Origin of the sequence: Extensimonas vulgaris, from assembly GCF_003337425.1 — a bacterium.
Taxonomy (GTDB): Bacteria; Pseudomonadota; Gammaproteobacteria; order Burkholderiales; family Burkholderiaceae_C; genus Extensimonas; species Extensimonas vulgaris.
The window spans coordinates 1-15,582 of record NZ_QPJU01000003.1; the positions used below are offsets into that span (position 1 = coordinate 1).

The following is a 15,582-nucleotide window of genomic DNA, read 5'->3' on the forward strand; positions in this document are numbered from 1 at the left end:
GCTAACCAGTACTAATTGCTCGTGCGGCTTGACCCTATAACTTTGACTGACCAAAGCAAAGTTCCAATGCATGCACTCGTATGTAAGTACCCACTACTCATACTTGTCGCAGCGTCGCTCGTAGTCACGCCAAAAAACGCAATCACCAATTCTCCTCGATTCGACTTCTATGATCTTCGCCGCGCTGTCTCCCCCAACATAACAACAACCAACAGCTCGGCATAAGTTTCGCCTGATGACCATAGCAAGCTGGTACCACCCCTTCCCATCCCGAACAGGACCGTGAAACAGCTTCGCGCCGATGATAGTGCGGATCCCCGTGCGAAAGTAGGTCATCGTCAGGCTCCTCATGCAACTCCCCCCTCGCCTTCGGCTTGGGGGGAGTTTTCTTTTGAGGTAGCATCTTCCACCCAAGAAGAACGGACGGTGCGTTCGCTTGATTTTGTTGACTGCGGCTTACATTTAACCCGAATTTTCCATTAGGACGCGGGATGATGGCGAGGCGACTGTCGAGGGAGTTTGGTCGCTGCTGAGAAGTGCATGGTCGGTGCCATGAACGACGAAGCGGCGGCCAAAATGACCGGCAGACGTCCACCAGCACCCGCGTAGGCGCGCAGCGCCGCCGAATGGACAATCTGGGTTTAAGCCTTTATATCATCCTTTGCTTCTATCATGACCCTCATCCCCGCCACTATCCTTACTGGGTTTCTCGGTTCTGGCAAGACGACGCTACTTAAGCGCTTGCTCAGCGAGGCACATGGGCAAAAAATCGCCATTATCGAAAACGAATTTGGCGAGGAAAACATAGATGCCGATATTCTTCTGGCCCAATCTGATGAGCAGATCGTGCAAATGAGCAATGGCTGCATTTGTTGCACCATCCGCGAAGATTTGCGCGCATCTTTGCAATTATTAGCTGCCAAAAGGCGTGAGGGCGAGCTTTATTTCGATCGCGTCGTGATCGAGACAACTGGATTGGCAGATCCTGGACCGGTGGCGCAGACTTTTTTCATGGATGATGAAATAGCTGAAAGCTATCTACTCGATTCAATCATTACGCTGGTGGATGCGAAGCATGCGCAGCAACAACTCGACAGCAGACAGGAGGTGCGGCGTCAAGTGGGTTTTGCAGATCGGATATTCTTGTCCAAAGCCGATCTTGTGAGTGCTGAAGAAATAGATGCGCTGAGCCATAGGCTCAAGCGCATAAATCCTCGTGCGCCCATTATGGCGGCACATTTCGGTCAAGTTCCCATTCATGAAGTGCTTGACTTGCGAGGATTTAATCTGAGCGCAAAGCTAGATATTGAGCCAGATTTCTTGCTCGGCGACACCGATCGAGCTTGCGACCATGACCATGGGCATGGTGTTCAGTGTAATGATCCTTCCCATCGGCATGCTGGACATGGAAGTCACCATCATCATGATGACGACGTCAAAAGCTTCGTCTATTATGCTGAGCGCCCGTTCGATCCTGCAAAACTTGAGGATTTTCTTGGTGCCGTTGTGAACATTTATGGTCCTCGTATGCTGCGCTATAAAGGGGTTTTGCACATGGTGGGCACGGAGCGCAAGGTGATCTTCCAAGGCGTGCATCAACTCATGGGCACGGATCTTGGCCCGGAATGGTCTCCGCAGGAGCGGCGTAACAGCAAAATGGTATTCATTGGCATTGATTTGCCGCAGGACATACTACGGCAAGGGCTGGAGCAAAGCTTGGCATGAGCCAAGAATGAATACAACACATTTTGAATGTGCTGGACGGGGTAGTGCGCCATTGGGGCGCAAGGCAATCTATTGAGGCGGATGGAGCTTTTCGAATGCTTCTTGGCACGCGATACAGCGCAGCGCTTCGGGTGCGGCTTGGAGTCGTGCAATTGGTATCTCGTCGCCACAATCGATGCATTGACCATAAGTGCCAGAGGCAATGCGTTCTAGAGCGGCAGCTATGTTTGCAAGGCGAGCCACTTCATGCTCGTCAATGGAGAGCTCGTCTTCTTTTTTCGCTGCGACCTCAGGTTGCGGATCTTCAAGCTGGGCAAAATGCTCGGCAGTAGCTTCGGCGCGGCTGACGAGTCCGCCACGGTGTAAGGCAATGCTGTCCAAAAGTGACGCTTGCATTTCCAGCAGCTTTTCTTTGAAGGGGGCGGCTTGGGTACTGTCCATAAATAGTGGCTCCAAAAAGAGAGGTGGTTTCTTCAGTCAACAAGGATGCGCTGAGGCTTTTCTCCATGGGAGAGGGGGCTTAGCAAAGGTTGATTGCTAGTGCAGTGTTCGACGCTATCTGCGACATAAAACCGCATCTTTTCGGCCTGGGCCGCGTTGCAAACCCTCGCGATACCACCTGGTATCGCTGCGGTTTGCGCCTTGCCAAGACCAAAAATTTATCGGTTTTATTTGTCGCATCCAGCATCAAACACTACACTAGCATAAGCCATATTTTTGCATTTTGCGTCCATAGCAGCGTATTGGGATTGACTGAAGTCAAGAATGTAGGATGGGTGGAGTGAACTTGTCGTAGTCTCGAGAGACTACCGTGCGCTAGAATGACGCGGTCTGGCTGTTTTCGAGAACAAATGCTTCATCTTTAAAAGGAGTCTCTGATGAAAATGCGATTTCAAGGCGTTGCCGCATCGTTCATGGTTGCGGGCGCTGTTTTTGCGGGTCAGGCGATGGCACAAAGCGCGACCGCGCCTGTAACTGTGGAAAATGCGTGGGTCCGTGCTCCGGTGACGGGACAAAAGGCTACGGGTGCCTTCATGCGGATGACAGCGAAGGAGGACCAGCGCTTGGTTCGTGCCGAGTCGCCCGTGGCGGGCGTGACGGAAGTACACGAAATGGTCATGGAGGGGAACGTCATGCGCATGCATGCGATTTCTGGTTTGGATCTTCCTGCAGGCAAGCCTGTGGAACTCAAGCCCGGAAGCTACCATGTGATGTTGATGGACTTGAAAAAACCATTGGAAAAAGGCTCGAGCATTCCGTTGACCTTGGTGTTCCAGGATCCGAAGGGGGCGCAGAGCCAGCTGCAATTGCAAGTGCCAGTGACGGACCAGCCTGCGACTACAGGAGCGCACAGCATGAAGAGTGGACACTCGCATTGAGTTTTTGCAGGGGTCATGCGGGCTTTGCGGTGTACGCTGCCATGATATTGCGTAATGTTGTGAGTGCGCGTTTTTTGAATACAGCAAGGAGAGAGCATGGGAGATACACCGCAGTGGAGCTTCAGCGCCATGGTGCCTGGATTTGACTTTTTACAAAACTTGGTCAAGGGTGCATCGGGAGGCAGGGGGCAGATGCCGCATCTTGCGAGCTGGGTGGCGCCGACCATCGATGTGCAGGAGTTGCAAAAGCGCATAGATGATCTCAAGGCGGTGCAGTTCTGGCTTGAGCAGAATGCGCGCGCTTTGGCGGCCACCGTCCAGGCGCTCGAGGTGCAAAAAATGACCCTGAGCGCGTTACAGGGCATGAACGTGGGCTTTGCCGACATGGTGCAAAACTTTCAGCAAGGAAAGTCGGCCCCTGCCAACGCACCCGCCACGCCTGCCAAGCCGTCAGAGCCTGCGCAGACGCCCAAAGCAGCGTCGGAAGGAAGCAAGCCGGATGCACCGAGTGCCGATGCGCAGACTGCGCAGGCAGCAAGCATGCTCGACCCTATGCAATGGTGGGGGGCGCTGACCCAGCAATTTCAGAACATTGCGACGCAGGCGCTACAGGAGATGGCCGCGCCTGCGGCGCAAGGAGCGCCCGCGTCAGTCCAGGAGGCGCTGCAATCTGCCGCGGGTGCTGCGAGCCAGATGGGTCAAATGGCTGCGCAAAGTTGGCAGGGCATGCAGGAGGCCGCGCAAAAAATGGCGCAGGCCGCGACGGTGCAAAAGACAGCACCCGGTGTGCAGGAAAATGCGACCGCAAGCCGCAAGTCCCCTGCATCGAAGGGCGTGGCGCGCAAGGGCGCTGCGCCGGCACCAGCGCCAGCGCAGGCCCGTCGCCCAGCCAGCAAAAAGGCGGCAGCACCAGCGCGCAAGTCAGCCACAGGCAAGAGCGCGCGCTGAGACCGGCGCGCTCTGCGGTGGCGGCGGCTTAGAGGCGGAGAATTTTCGGCCGCGGCGGAAAAGCTCTCAGTCTCTCAGTCAGCGTAGCTGCCCGCAGCCTTGATGATTGCGCCCCATTTGTCGATTTCGGCGAGCACGAACTTCTTGTGCCCTGCCGGGTCGATGCGCCCGTCGGTCACGACGACGGCGCCCAGGCCTTCCTGTTTTTTCACGAATTCCGGGTCTTTGAGCGCCTGCTTGAGTGCGTCGTTGAGCTTTTTCTGCACGGCTGCAGGCGTGCCCTTGGGTGCGTACAGGCCGTGCCAGATCGTGACCTGGAAGTTCTTCAGGCCGGATTCGTCCAGCGTTGGCAGGTCTTTGAGGGCGGGGGTGCGTAGGCGCTGGAGCGTGGTGACGGCGTAGGCCTTGACCTTTTTCGCTTCGATCTGGCCCGTGGTGTTGGTGGTTTGGTCGCACAGCAGGTCGATCTGGCCGCCGATGAGATCGGTCATCGCCGGGGCCGTGCCTTTGTAGGGCACGGAGGTCATCTCGACCTTGATTGCGGACTGGTACAGCAGGCCGCACAGGTGCGAGGCCGATCCCAGGCCGGCGTGGCCAAGGGTGATGTTGCCTTTGTTCTGCGCGATCCAGGTGCTGAGCTCTTTATAGTTGTTCGGCGGCAGCGTGGGGCGGCCGATCAGTGTCATGGGCACGTCGTTGACCATGCCGAGGAATTCGAAATCACTGGACACGCTGAACGGCAGCTTGCGGTACATGGTCGGCATGGTGGCCATGCTGATGTGGTTGAGCAGCAGGGTGTAGCCGTCGGGCGTAGCGCGTGCCACGCGCGCCGTGCCTATGGTGCTGCCGGCGCCTGCGGTGTTGTCCACCACCACGCTCACGTCGCCCAGGGGTTTGCGCAGGGCTTCGGCGAGGTCGCGAGCGACGCGGTCGGTGGGGCCGCCGGCGGCGTAGGGCACGACGATGGTGATGGTCTTGTTCTTGACCGGGAAGTCCTCGGCATGTGCGCCAGCGGGGATGAGGGCGACAGCGAGGGCGAGGGCCGGCAGGGTGTGGTGCAGCAGGGAACGCATGGATTCTCCTTCAAATATGGTGTTTGTGCCCGTTTATGAAGTGTGGATAGCTATCAAAATGAGATCTTCGGCGGCAGGAGCAGCAGTGGTTCAGCGGTAGCTGCGCGCATCTTCGATGACGATGCCGTCGTTGGGCAGCGAGCCGGGCGGCAGCATTTCGACTTCACAGCGCAGCTTGGTCACTTCGCGCATGGTTTCGCTGAGCAACTGGGCGAGGCCCGCGGCGGTTTCGCGGGTTTCCACTTTCAGCACCATCTGGTCGTTGCCCATTTCGCCGCTGACCACGAGGCGCGCGCGCAACACCTGCGGAAAGCGGCGCACCACGTCGGCCACCTGGCCGGGATGTACGAACATGCCGCGCACCTTGGTGGTTTGGTCGGCGCGCCCGAGCCAGCCGCGGATGCGCGTGTTGGTGCGGCCCGTGGGGCAGGTGCCGGGCAGGATGGCGGAGAGGTCGCCGGTGCCGAAGCGGATCAGCGGGTACGCAGGGTTGAGCGTGGTGACCACGAGCTCGCCGACTTCGCCTTCGGGCAGCGGCTCGCCGGTGCCGGGGCGCACGATTTCGACGATCACGCCTTCATCCAGTACCAGCCCTTCGCGTGCGCTGGTTTCGTAGGCGATCAGGCCCAGGTCGGCCGTGGCGTAGCACTGGTAGGCCGCGATGCCGCGTGCCGTGAGCCAGTCGCGCAGCGAGGGCGGGAAGGCCTCGCCCGAAACCAGCGCTTTGCGCACGCTGAGCAGGGGCACCTGCATTTCGGCGGCTTTTTCGAGAATGATCTTGAGAAAGCTCGGCGTGCCCACGTAGCCCGCCGGGCGCAGTTCGGCCATGGCTTGCACCTGCTGTTCGGTCTGGCCTGTGCCGCCGGGAAAGACGGTACAGCCGAGCGCGTGCGCGCCGCTTTCCATCATGGCGCCGGCGGGCACGAAGTGGTAGCTGAAGCAGTTGTGGATCAGCTCACCCGCACGAAAGCCTGCGGCGTAGAGCGCACGCGCAGTGCGCCACTGGTCGCGCGCCGTGCCTTCGGGTTCGTAGATGGGGCCGGGGCTTGCGAACACGCGCGGCATGGCGGGGCCGAAACGCAGCGTGCTGAAGCCGCCCAGCGGATCCATCGCGCGCTGCGCCTTTTGACGCTCGAGCAGTTCGTGCTTGCGCGTGACAGGCAGCTGGGCGAGCGCGGCGCGGCTGGTGACCTGGGCGGGATCGACGTGCGCGAGGATGTCGGCAAAAGCCGGCGCCGCGGCGCGCGCGTGCGCAATCTGCGCGGGCAGCGCGGCGAGCAGTGCGGCCTCGCGTGCGGCGGGGTCGCGGGTTTCGAGGGAGTCGAAGAATTCGGTCATGGCGTTTGCTATTTTAAAAGGAGCTGCTGGCGCTTGTGTATCAAGAGCTAGTGGCCAAAAATACTCTGAATCGAGTGAGGCTTCACGCGAGCCAGCGCTTGCGCCGTCGGTAGCTTTTGACGTCCTTGAAGCTCTTGCGCTCGCTGCCGCCCATGCCAAGGTAAAACTCCTTGACGTCCTCATTATTCGCCAAGTCGGCAGCGGGCCCGTCCATGACCACGCGCCCGCTCTCCATGATGTAGCCGTAATCGGCGTATTGCAGCGCCATGTGGGTGTTTTGTTCGGCCAGCAGGAAGGTGACTTTTTCTTTCTCGTTGAGGTCTTTGACGATGTGGAACACCTCTTCGACGATCTGCGGCGCCAGGCCCATCGAGGGCTCGTCGAGCAGCACCACGCTGGGCTGGGTCATGAGGGCGCGGCCGATCGCGCACATTTGCTGCTCGCCGCCCGAGGTGTAGGCGGCCTGCGAGTGGCGGCGCGTCTTGAGGCGCGGGAAGTAGGTATAGACCTTGTCGAGGTTGGCCGCGATCTCGCCTTTGTTCTTGCGCGTGTAGGCGCCCGTGAGCAGGTTTTCCTCGATCGTGAGGTGCGCGAAGCAGTGCCGGCCCTCCATGACCTGCACCACGCCGCGCTGCACGAGCTCGGCGGGCGTGAGGTTGTCGATGCGCTCGCCGCGCAGCGTGATCGCGCCCTTGGTGACTTCGCCGCGCTCGCCCTGCAGCAGGTTGGAGATCGCGCGCAGCGTGGTGGTCTTGCCCGCGCCATTGCCGCCCAGCAGCGCAACGATGCCGCCTTCGGGCACGCTGAGCGACACGCCCTTGAGCACGAGGATCACGTGGTTGTAGATGACCTCGATGCCGTTGACGTTGAGGACGATGTTTTTCGAATCCATGGGGTGCTCTCGAGGGGGTGTCCGGCGCAAGGGCCGCAGGCAAGGGCGAAAAAAGCCCTTGCGCGGGATGGCCTTGCGCGCGGTGGTCAGGACAGGCGCATCAGGACTGGTGCATCAGGACTGGTGCATCAGGACAGGCGCATCAGGACTGGTGCATCAGGACTGGCAATCGGCAGCAGAGCGGCGCGTGATCTTCTTCTCGGCGGCGTACTTGTCGGCCACGCTCTTGACCAGCGGCTTGAGGATCTGCTCGTCGGCCTGCAGCCAGTCGCTCGAGAACTGCCACTTGCTGCCGTCCCAGGTGTGGATGCGCGCCCAGTTGCCGCCCATGTGGTCGAAGCAGCTCGTGGAGACGGGCTTGAGCACGCCCTTGAAGCCCAGCGCGTCGAGCTTGGCCTGCGTGAGGTTGAGGTTTTCGAGGCCCCAGCGCGCCTGCTCGGAGGTGATGACCTTGCCCTTGCCGAAGCGCTCCTGCGCGGCGCGCACGGCCTCGACGGCGTACATGGCGCTGACCACGCCGCGCATGTACATCACCTGCCCGACTTCTTCCTTGGGCCCCGTGCCCTGGCCGTTGGCGTGGATTTTGTCGAGGATTTCCTTGACCACAGCGGAGCCGGGTTCGGCGCCGTGCTGCATCGCAGCGGCGTTGTAGCCCTTGGCGCCCATGCCCACGTCCTTCACGTCGGGCTCGGCGCCCGACCACCAGGCGCCGTACATTTTTTCGCGCGGGTAGCCCGTGGCCTGCGCCTCTTTGAGCGAGGTGGAGTTCATGATGCCGTAGCCCCACAGCAGTACGTAGTCGGGGCGCTGCTGGCGGATCTGCAGCCAGGTGGATTTTTGCTCCACGCCGGGCGCGGTGACGGGCAGCGCGTTGAACTGAAAGCCCAGCATTGCGGCGCGCTCGGTCAGCAGCGGGATGGGTTCCTTGCCGTAGGGGCTGTCGAGATAGACGAGCGTGATCTTCTTGCCCTTGAGCTTGTCGAGCCCGCCTTCCTTCTTGCCGATCTGCTGCAGCAGCACGTCGGCCGCGACCCAGTAGGTGCCGCCTATGGGGAAGTTCCACTTGAACACGCCGCCGTCCTGCGACTCGCTGCGGCCGTAGCCAACGGTGAGCAGCGGGATCTTGTCGATGGGCGCCTTTTCGGTGAGCGCGAAGGTGATGCCCGTGGCCAGCGGCTGGATCAGCGTGGCGCCGCCGTTCTTGCCCTTGAGGCGCTCGTAACATTCCACGCCGCGGTCGGTGGCGTAGGCGGTTTCGCACTCTTCGACCAGCACCTTCACGCCGTTGATGCCGCCGCGCGCGTTGGTCAGCTTCATGTAGTCGGCGTAGCCGTTGGCCCAGGGGATGCCGTTGGGCGCGTAGGGGCCGGTGCGATAGACCAGCGCGGGCAGGTATTGCTCCTTGGTCTGCTGGGCCAGGGCGGCCGGTGCCACCAGGGCGCCGGAGAGGGCCGCGCCCAGGGCGGACGCGGAAAGGACGAGGTTGCGCAGCTTCATCACGAGGTCTCCTTGGTAAAAATCGGTCAGCACGAACGAGGGTGGGAAAAGTCACGACTTACGCAAATCGGGGTGAGGCAAGGCACTCGCCCCATGGCAAAACACTCTGCTGCTTCCTTGTTTGCGTAAGTCCAGAAGTGTCAGTGCGGGAAGGGCCACAGGCGCATTTTTTGCCGGCCAATGCTCCAGAGCTTGGCCAAGCCGTGCGGCTCCACGATCAGGAACCACACGATGAGCACGCCGAACACCATGGATTCGGTGTGCGACAGCAGCGCCGTCGATACCTCGGCGCCGAACAGCGCACCGAGCACGGGCAGGAAGCGGCTCAGAAAGATGGGCAGCACGACGATGAAGGCCGCGCCGAAAAAGCTCCCCATGACGGAGCCCAGGCCGCCGATGATGACCATGAACAGCAGCTGGAACGAGCGCTCGACGGAAAAGGCCGCGGGCTCCCACGAGCCCAGGTGCACGAAGGCCCAGAGCGCGCCCGCCACGCCGATGATGAACGAGCTCACGGCAAAGGCGCTGAGCTTGGCGTACATCGGGCGGATGCCGATCACCGCGGCGGCCACGTCCATGTCGCGGATGGCCATCCACTCGCGCCCGATCGCGCCGCGCACCAGGTTTTTCGCGAGCAGCGCGAACAGCGCGAGCAGGGCCAGGCAAAACAGGTACTTTTGCAGTGGCGTGGCGATGGGCCAGCCAAAGACTTGCAGGTTGGCCACCGACACCGAGCCCGAGGGGCTGTTGTCGGTGAACCATGGGATGCGCAAAAAAGCCCAGTCGCAGAAGAACTGCGCCGCGAGCGTCGCCACGGCCAGGTACAGGCCCTTGACGCGCAGGCTGGGCACGCCGAACACCATGCCCACGAGTGTGGCAAAAAAACCGCCCGCGAGCAGCGCCACGAGCAGCGGCATGCCGTCGATGCGCACGAAGCAGTTGTAGGCCATGTACGCGCCCACGGCCATGAACGCGCCCGAGCCCATGGAAATCTGCCCGCAGTAGCCCACGAGGATGTTCACCCCGAGCGCGGCGAGCGCGAGGATCAGGAACGGGATCAGGATCGCGCGCAGCAGGTACTCGTCGGCCAGCAGCGGCACGCCCACGAAGGCAAACGCCAGCAGCGCCACGATGGCCCAGCGGTCTTGCGCCACGGGGAAGATCTGCTGGTCGGCCTGGTAGCTGGTTTTGAACTGGCCGTTCTCGCGGTAAAACATGGGTCAGCCTTTGGAAATAAGAGTCAAAATGGCCGTTTGTGCAGGTGTATCAAGCGCTGGCAGCTATTGAATTTGAAGTTCATCGGGCGCGAGCGAGAAATCAGACGCGATCAATGATTTTTTCCCCAAACAACCCTTGCGGGCGGAACAGCAGAAACACCAACGCGAGCACGTAAGCAAACCAGATTTCGATGCCGCCGCCGACGAAGGGGCCGAGATAGACCTCGGAGAGCTTTTCGCCCACGCCGATGATGAGCCCGCCGATGATCGCGCCGGGCACCGAGGTCAGGCCGCCGAGGATGATCACCGGCAGCGCGCGCAGCGCCACGGTGGCGAGCGAAAACTGCACGCCCAGCTTGCTGCCCCAGATCACCCCGGCCACCAGCGCCGTGATGCCCGCGACGCACCAGACGATGACCCAGATGCGCGCGAGCGGAATGCCGATCGACTGCGCAGCCTGGTGGTCGTCGGCCACGGCGCGCAGCGCGCGGCCGGTGCTGGTCTTCTGGAAAAACAGCGACAGCAGTGACACCAATAGTGCCGCCACCACGGTGGCGATCAGGTCTTCCTGGTTCACCATGATGCCGCCAGGGAAGGTGTTTTCGAACAGCAGCAGCGGGTCTTTGGGCATGCCCACGTCGATCGGGTAGATGTCGCTGCCGAACAGCGTCTGCCCCAGGCCGTCGAGAAAGTAGGTGATGCCCAGCGTGGCCATGAGCAGCGTCACGCCCTCCTGGTTCACGAGGTGGCGCAGCACCAGGCGCTCCACCGCCCAGGCAAGCACGAACATGCAGGCTGCGGCGAGCGCGAAGGCGATGGTGTTGGCGAGGAACTTGCTTTGCAGCCCGAGCCAGTGCGGCACCCACTCCGAAAAGCGCGCCATCGCGAGCGCGGCGAACAGCACCATCGCGCCCTGCGCGAAGTTGAACACGCCGCTGGCCTTGAAGATCAGCACGAAGCCCAGCGCCACGAGCGAATACAGCATGCCGGCCATGAGGCCGCCGAACAGGGTTTCAAGAAAAAATCCCATGTGATTGGTCTCCCATCAGTGCCCGGTGCCGAGGTAGGCGCGAATGACCTCCTCGTTGTTGCGCACCTCGTCGGGCGTGCCGTCGCCGATTTTTTTGCCGTAGTCGAGCACCACCACGCGGTCGGAGATGTCCATCACCACGCCCATGTCGTGCTCGATGAGCACGATGGTGGTGCCGAATTCGTCGTTCACGTCGAGGATGAAGCGGCACATGTCCTGCTTTTCCTCGACGTTCATGCCGGCCATGGGCTCGTCGAGCAGCAGCACCTGCGGCTCCATGGCGAGCGCGCGCCCCAAATCCACGCGCTTTTGCAGGCCGTAGGGCAGCTGGCCCACGGGCGTCTTGCGGTACGCCTGGATTTCGAGGAAGTCGATGATGCGCTCGACGAAGGCGCGGTGCTGGACTTCTTCGCGCGCCGCCGGGCCGATGCGCAAAGCCTGCAGAAACAGGTTGCTCTTGATTTTGAGGTTGCGCCCGGCCATGAGGTTGTCGATCACGCTCATGCCCTTGAACAGCGCCAGGTTCTGGAAGGTGCGCGCCACGCCCATCTCGGCCACCTGGCGGCTGTTCATGTGGCTGAAGGTCTGGCCGCGGAAGGTGATCGAGCCTTCGGAGGGCGTATAGACGCCGTTGATGCAGTTGAGCATCGACGACTTGCCCGCGCCGTTGGGGCCGATGATGGCGCGGATCTCGTGCTCGCGCACGTTGAAACTGATGTCGGTGAGCGCGTTCACGCCGCCAAAGCGCAGGCTGATGTTGCGCACGTCGAGGATGACTTCGCCGATCTTCTTTTTGCTCATGGGGCTTCCTGGACTTGGGCAGGGCATGTGGGCAAGCTCAGGCCGCGGCCTGCACGGGGGCGAAGGTCTTGGCGTCCACGATCTTGAGCGTGGCGCTGACGCTGCCCGTGCGGCCGTCCTCGAACTTGACCTGCGTTTCGATGAATTGCTCCGCCCGGCCGCCGTACAGCGCATCGACGAGCACGCGGTACTTGTCGGCAATGAAGCCGCGGCGTACCTTGTTCGTGCGCGTGAGCTCGCCGTCGTCGGCATCGAGCTCCTTGTGCAGCACCAGAAAGCGGCTGATCTGGCTGCCCGCGAGCAGCTGGTCTTCCGCGAGGTCGGCGTTGACCTTTTCCACACAATCCTGGATCAGCGCATACACCTCGGGCTTTTGCGCGAGGTCGGTGTAGCCCGCGTAGGGCAGGTTGCGGCGCTCGGCCCAGTTGCCCACGGCGTCGAAGTCGATGTTGATCATGGCGCAGACCTTTTCGCGCCCGTCGCCCAGCGCCACGGCCTCCTTGATGTAGGGGAAGAACTTGAGCTTGTTCTCCACGTACTTGGGCGCGAACATGGCGCCATCGAACGGGCCGCCGCGCAGTCGCCCCACGTCTTTTACGCGGTCGATGATCTTGAGGTGGCCGTGCGCGTCGATGAAGCCCGCGTCGCTCGTGTGGTACCAGCCGTCGGGGGTGAGCACCTCGGCCGTGGCCTGCGGATTTTTGTAGTATTCCTTGAGCAGGCCGGGCGATTTGACGAGGATCTCGCCATCGTCGGCCACGCGGATCTGCACGTCGCGCACGGGCACGCCCACGGTGTCGGCGCGCGCTTCGTGGTCGGGCTGCAGGCACACGAACACCGCGGTTTCGGTCGAGCCGTAGAGCTGCTTGAGGTTGATGCCTATGGCGCGGTAGAAGTTGAACAGGTCGGGCCCGATCGCCTCGCCCGCGGTGTAGGCCACGCGCACGCGCGAAAAGCCCAGGTTGTTGCGCAGCGGGCCATAGACCAGCAGATTGCCGAGCGCGTACTGCAGCCGCGCCAGCAGGCCCACGGGCTGCCCGTCCATGAGCGCGGGGCCCACACGGCGCGCCACGTTCATGCAGGCGTCGAACATCTTGCGCTTGAGGGCACTGGCGTCTTCCATGCGGATCATCACGCTGGTGAGCATGCCCTCGAAGACACGCGGCGGCGCGAAGTAGTACGTCGGCCCGACTTCCTTGAGGTCTATGGACACGGTGCTGGCCGACTCCGGGCAGTTCACCACGTAGCCGCACGCGAGCCACTGCGCGTAGCTGAAGATGTTTTGCCCGATCCAGGCCGGCGGCAGGTAGGCCAGCACCTCTTCGGCGTTGCCCAGGCGGTCGAATTCGGCGCCGGCCAGCGCGCGGTCGAGCAGCGCGGCGTAGGTGTGCACCACGCCCTTGGGGTTGCCCGTGGTGCCCGAGGTGAAGAACATTGCCGCCACGTCCTCGGGCCGGCCCTGCGCCACCACGGTGCGAAACCACTCGGGCTGCTGCGCCACGAACGCCTGGCCCGTAGCCATCAGGGCGGTAAGCGGTTGCAGGCCCGGCGCATCGTAGTTGCGCAGGCCGCGCGGGTCGTCGTAGTAGAGCTGTGCGAGCGTGGGGCACTGCGCGCGGATTTCGAGCAGCTTGTCCACCTGCTCCTGGTTTTCGAGCACGCAAAAGCGCACCTCGGCGTTGTTGAGCGGAAACACGCATTCGGCCGCGACCGCGTCCTGGTACAGCGGCACCGGAATCGCCCCCAGCGCCTGCGCCGCGAGCATTGCGGCATAGAGGCGCGGGCGGTTGTCGCCGATCACGACCAGGTGCTCGTGGCGCTGCAGCCCGGCCTGGTGCAGCCCTGCGGCGAGGTGTTCGACCAGCTGCGCGAAATCGGCCCAGCGGTAGGTCTGCCAGATGCCGTATTCCTTCTCGCGCATGGCCGCGGCCTGGGGGCGCTCGGCCGCGTGGCGCAGCAGCAGTTGGGGAAAGGTGGTGAGCATGCAGCTTCCTGAAAATTCCAGAAGTCGGGTCGGCGTATGGCAGACCCGCCTTGTAACGGTGTGCGCATGCTAGGGCAAGCTTTGACGTCATATTGTCTTTGCGACGACAATTTAAGGGAAATTACTGACAATATTGACGCCCTGCGCCGTTGGTGCGGCCAGGATTCAGCATCCTATGCCCCCCGATCTTTCCCTGCACCAGCGCCGCCGCCCGCTCACCGAGGCAGAGCTGCGCACCATCCCCTGGCTCGCCCGGATTGCGCCCGACGAGCGCGCGCGGGCCGTCGAAGCGCTGCGCGTGGTCGAGGCGCGCGCGGGCGACCTCGTGTGCCGCGTCGGGCGGCCCGTGACGTACTGGTTCGGCGTGCTCTCGGGCCTGCTCAAGATGAGCAGCGACACGCCGCAGGGCCAGACCATGACCTTCACAGGCCTGCCGCCGGGCGGCTGGTTCGGCGAGGGCACGGCGATCAAGCGCGAGCCCTACCGCTACAACGTGCAGGCGCTGCGCACCAGCCTGGTTGCGGGCTTGCCGGTCGATACCTTCCACTGGCTGCTCGACCATTCGATAGGCTTCAACCGCTTCGTGATGAACCAGCTCAACGAGCGCCTCGGGCAGTTCATCGCCGCGCGCGAGATCGACCGCATCGGCAACCCCGAACTGCGCGTGGCGCGCAGCCTCGCCATTTTGTTCAACCCCGTGCTCTACCCCGGCGTGGGCGAGGTGCTGCGCACCACGCAGCAGGAGCTCGCCTACCTCGTCGGCCTGTCGCGCCAGCGCGTCAACGAGGCACTCGCCACGCTGCAGGCGCAGGGCGTGATCCGCGTCGAATACGGCGGCGTGCGCGTGCTCGACCTGGAGGCGCTGCGCAGCGGGGCGCTGGGCAGCGTGCGTGTCATGGTTTGAAGATCAGAGAGAAAGTCAGGCCAGGGTGCTCAGCATGTTGCCTGTGCTGCTCAGGCTCGCCGTGTCATAGCCCAGATTTTGCTGTAATTTAGTGAGCAAGGTCTGCAGATTCAGTGCGCTGGTGGAGCCCGTCGTGCTTGCATCTGCGGTCGTGCTGCCACTCGAGGAACTGCTGGAGCTGCCGCTGCCTTGCAGGTCGGAAACCAGCTTGTTGAAGGCGTTTTGCAGATCGGAAGGCGCATTGCCGCTGCTGACGTCGCTGATCAAGGCTGACAGCTTCGACGAAAGTGTGGACTTGAAATCGCTGGCACCTTGCGTCTGCGTCGTGCTGGAGCTGCCGTCGGTAGATGCGGTGGTGCTGCTGGTGGACTCGCTTTTCAGGGCTTCGAACATTGCATGCATGAGCTGGCCCATGTCCTGGCCGAGGGTGTCGCCCGTCTTTTGCGTGGATGAATCGCTGGAGCTGTTGTTCGAGGATGCGTCCGAGGTGGTGTTGGCCGAGGCCGAAGGCGGAGGCCCTGGCGGCATGGTCAGGCCCATACTCTGCAGCGCTTGCATCATGGCCTGCTCCATACGACCGCCGCGGTGTGGACGGGCGCTGCCGATGTTGCCAGAGCTGCCATCACCGTCACCGTCCTGATCGCTCGCGCCCGGCGCCTGGACGGATGAGAGGTTTTGAAGGTTCGCAATCGAACCCAAAGAAGAAGTGGCAGAAACATTCATGGTGAAGATCCTTTCGGAGAATGGGCTGGGGAGACACCATTAGACTTCGGCAATTTTGAGCGTCATTGCAG

14 protein-coding genes and 1 rRNA gene are annotated in these 15,582 nt (G+C 62.2%); 5 read left to right on the plus strand and 10 right to left on the minus strand.

The annotated features are described in order from the left end of the window. Positions 1 to 231: 231 nt before the first annotated feature. A 5S ribosomal RNA gene (rrf, locus tag DFR45_RS05555) occupies positions 232 to 344 on the plus strand. A 328-nt stretch (positions 345 to 672) separates the two neighbouring features. Further along, the gene (locus DFR45_RS05560) at positions 673 to 1,725 is read left to right on the plus strand and encodes a CobW family GTP-binding protein (protein ID WP_114482725.1); all 1,053 of its coding nucleotides are present in this window, start codon (positions 673 to 675) and stop codon (positions 1,723 to 1,725) included. Positions 1,726 to 1,794: 69 nt separating this feature from the next. On the opposite strand, the gene DFR45_RS05565 is transcribed toward DFR45_RS05560, so the two are convergent. After that, the gene (locus DFR45_RS05565) at positions 1,795 to 2,166 is read right to left on the minus strand and encodes a TraR/DksA family transcriptional regulator (protein WP_114482726.1); all 372 of its coding nucleotides are present in this window, start codon (positions 2,164 to 2,166) and stop codon (positions 1,795 to 1,797) included. Between the two features lie 443 nt (positions 2,167 to 2,609). Here DFR45_RS05565 and DFR45_RS05570 point away from each other — a divergent pair, with 443 nt between their 5' ends. Both DFR45_RS05570 and DFR45_RS05575 read left to right on the plus strand, forming a co-directional pair. Continuing rightward, entirely contained in the window at positions 2,610 to 3,104 is a 495-nt protein-coding gene (locus DFR45_RS05570) for a copper chaperone PCu(A)C (RefSeq protein ID WP_241659294.1), read from the plus strand. Between the two features lie 96 nt (positions 3,105 to 3,200). Next, positions 3,201 to 4,052: a PhaM family polyhydroxyalkanoate granule multifunctional regulatory protein gene (locus DFR45_RS05575; protein WP_144686962.1), complete on the plus strand. Its 852-nt coding sequence runs from the start codon at positions 3,201 to 3,203 to the stop codon at positions 4,050 to 4,052. A 74-nt stretch (positions 4,053 to 4,126) separates the two neighbouring features. Here DFR45_RS05575 and DFR45_RS05580 read toward each other — a convergent pair whose 3' ends face one another. The 8 genes from DFR45_RS05580 to DFR45_RS05615 form a co-directional block, all read right to left on the minus strand. Further along, positions 4,127 to 5,125 carry a tripartite tricarboxylate transporter substrate-binding protein gene (locus DFR45_RS05580; protein ID WP_114482729.1) on the minus strand — a complete coding sequence of 333 codons (999 nt, stop codon included), beginning with the start codon at positions 5,123 to 5,125 and terminating at the stop codon, positions 4,127 to 4,129. Positions 5,126 to 5,215: 90 nt separating this feature from the next. Further along, positions 5,216 to 6,463 carry a phenylacetate--CoA ligase family protein gene (locus DFR45_RS05585; protein WP_114482730.1) on the minus strand — a complete coding sequence of 416 codons (1,248 nt, stop codon included), beginning with the start codon at positions 6,461 to 6,463 and terminating at the stop codon, positions 5,216 to 5,218. A gap of 82 nt (positions 6,464 to 6,545) precedes the next feature. Further along, complete coding sequence (locus DFR45_RS05590; RefSeq protein WP_114482731.1) at positions 6,546 to 7,355, minus strand: ABC transporter ATP-binding protein; 810 nt, start codon at positions 7,353 to 7,355, stop codon at positions 6,546 to 6,548. 156 nt (positions 7,356 to 7,511) lie between these two features. Beyond that, entirely contained in the window at positions 7,512 to 8,852 is a 1,341-nt protein-coding gene (locus DFR45_RS05595; protein WP_114483011.1) for an ABC transporter substrate-binding protein, read from the minus strand. Positions 8,853 to 8,992: 140 nt separating this feature from the next. Continuing rightward, positions 8,993 to 10,069: a branched-chain amino acid ABC transporter permease gene (locus tag DFR45_RS05600; protein WP_114482732.1), complete on the minus strand. Its 1,077-nt coding sequence runs from the start codon at positions 10,067 to 10,069 to the stop codon at positions 8,993 to 8,995. 100 nt (positions 10,070 to 10,169) lie between these two features. Continuing rightward, complete coding sequence (locus tag DFR45_RS05605; RefSeq protein ID WP_114482733.1) at positions 10,170 to 11,099, minus strand: branched-chain amino acid ABC transporter permease; 930 nt, start codon at positions 11,097 to 11,099, stop codon at positions 10,170 to 10,172. A gap of 15 nt (positions 11,100 to 11,114) precedes the next feature. After that, a complete protein-coding gene (locus DFR45_RS05610) occupies positions 11,115 to 11,900 on the minus strand; it encodes an ABC transporter ATP-binding protein (protein WP_114482734.1) in 786 nt (261 codons plus the stop codon). Positions 11,901 to 11,937: 37 nt separating this feature from the next. After that, positions 11,938 to 13,884, minus strand: a complete 1,947-nt coding sequence (locus tag DFR45_RS05615; RefSeq protein WP_114482735.1) for an AMP-dependent synthetase/ligase — start codon at positions 13,882 to 13,884, stop codon at positions 11,938 to 11,940. Between the two features lie 175 nt (positions 13,885 to 14,059). On the opposite strand from DFR45_RS05615, the gene DFR45_RS05620 reads away from it, so the two are divergent. After that, positions 14,060 to 14,788 carry a Crp/Fnr family transcriptional regulator gene (locus DFR45_RS05620; RefSeq protein ID WP_114482736.1) on the plus strand — a complete coding sequence of 243 codons (729 nt, stop codon included), beginning with the start codon at positions 14,060 to 14,062 and terminating at the stop codon, positions 14,786 to 14,788. 15 nt (positions 14,789 to 14,803) lie between these two features. On the opposite strand, the gene DFR45_RS05625 is transcribed toward DFR45_RS05620, so the two are convergent. Beyond that, positions 14,804 to 15,511 carry a hypothetical protein gene (locus DFR45_RS05625; protein WP_144686961.1) on the minus strand — a complete coding sequence of 236 codons (708 nt, stop codon included), beginning with the start codon at positions 15,509 to 15,511 and terminating at the stop codon, positions 14,804 to 14,806. Positions 15,512 to 15,582: the final 71 nt, after the last annotated feature.

Excerpts from the sequence above, each read along its gene's own strand:
- DFR45_RS05560 (WP_114482725.1), top strand. The coding sequence starts at position 673 with ATGACCCTCATCCCCGCCACTATCCTTACTGGGTTTCTCGGTTCTGGC.
- DFR45_RS05565 (WP_114482726.1), bottom strand. The coding sequence starts at position 2,166 with ATGGACAGTACCCAAGCCGCCCCCTTCAAAGAAAAGCTGCTGGAAATG.
- DFR45_RS05570 (WP_241659294.1), top strand. The coding sequence starts at position 2,610 with ATGCGATTTCAAGGCGTTGCCGCATCGTTCATGGTTGCGGGCGCTGTT.
- DFR45_RS05575 (WP_144686962.1), top strand. The coding sequence starts at position 3,201 with ATGGGAGATACACCGCAGTGGAGCTTCAGCGCCATGGTGCCTGGATTT.
- DFR45_RS05580 (WP_114482729.1), bottom strand. The coding sequence starts at position 5,125 with ATGCGTTCCCTGCTGCACCACACCCTGCCGGCCCTCGCCCTCGCTGTC.
- DFR45_RS05585 (WP_114482730.1), bottom strand. The coding sequence starts at position 6,463 with ATGACCGAATTCTTCGACTCCCTCGAAACCCGCGACCCCGCCGCACGC.
- DFR45_RS05590 (WP_114482731.1), bottom strand. The coding sequence starts at position 7,355 with ATGGATTCGAAAAACATCGTCCTCAACGTCAACGGCATCGAGGTCATC.
- DFR45_RS05595 (WP_114483011.1), bottom strand. The coding sequence starts at position 8,852 with ATGAAGCTGCGCAACCTCGTCCTTTCCGCGTCCGCCCTGGGCGCGGCC.
- DFR45_RS05600 (WP_114482732.1), bottom strand. The coding sequence starts at position 10,069 with ATGTTTTACCGCGAGAACGGCCAGTTCAAAACCAGCTACCAGGCCGAC.
- DFR45_RS05605 (WP_114482733.1), bottom strand. The coding sequence starts at position 11,099 with ATGGGATTTTTTCTTGAAACCCTGTTCGGCGGCCTCATGGCCGGCATG.
- DFR45_RS05610 (WP_114482734.1), bottom strand. The coding sequence starts at position 11,900 with ATGAGCAAAAAGAAGATCGGCGAAGTCATCCTCGACGTGCGCAACATC.
- DFR45_RS05615 (WP_114482735.1), bottom strand. The coding sequence starts at position 13,884 with ATGCTCACCACCTTTCCCCAACTGCTGCTGCGCCACGCGGCCGAGCGC.
- DFR45_RS05620 (WP_114482736.1), top strand. The coding sequence starts at position 14,060 with ATGCCCCCCGATCTTTCCCTGCACCAGCGCCGCCGCCCGCTCACCGAG.
- DFR45_RS05625 (WP_144686961.1), bottom strand. The coding sequence starts at position 15,511 with ATGAATGTTTCTGCCACTTCTTCTTTGGGTTCGATTGCGAACCTTCAA.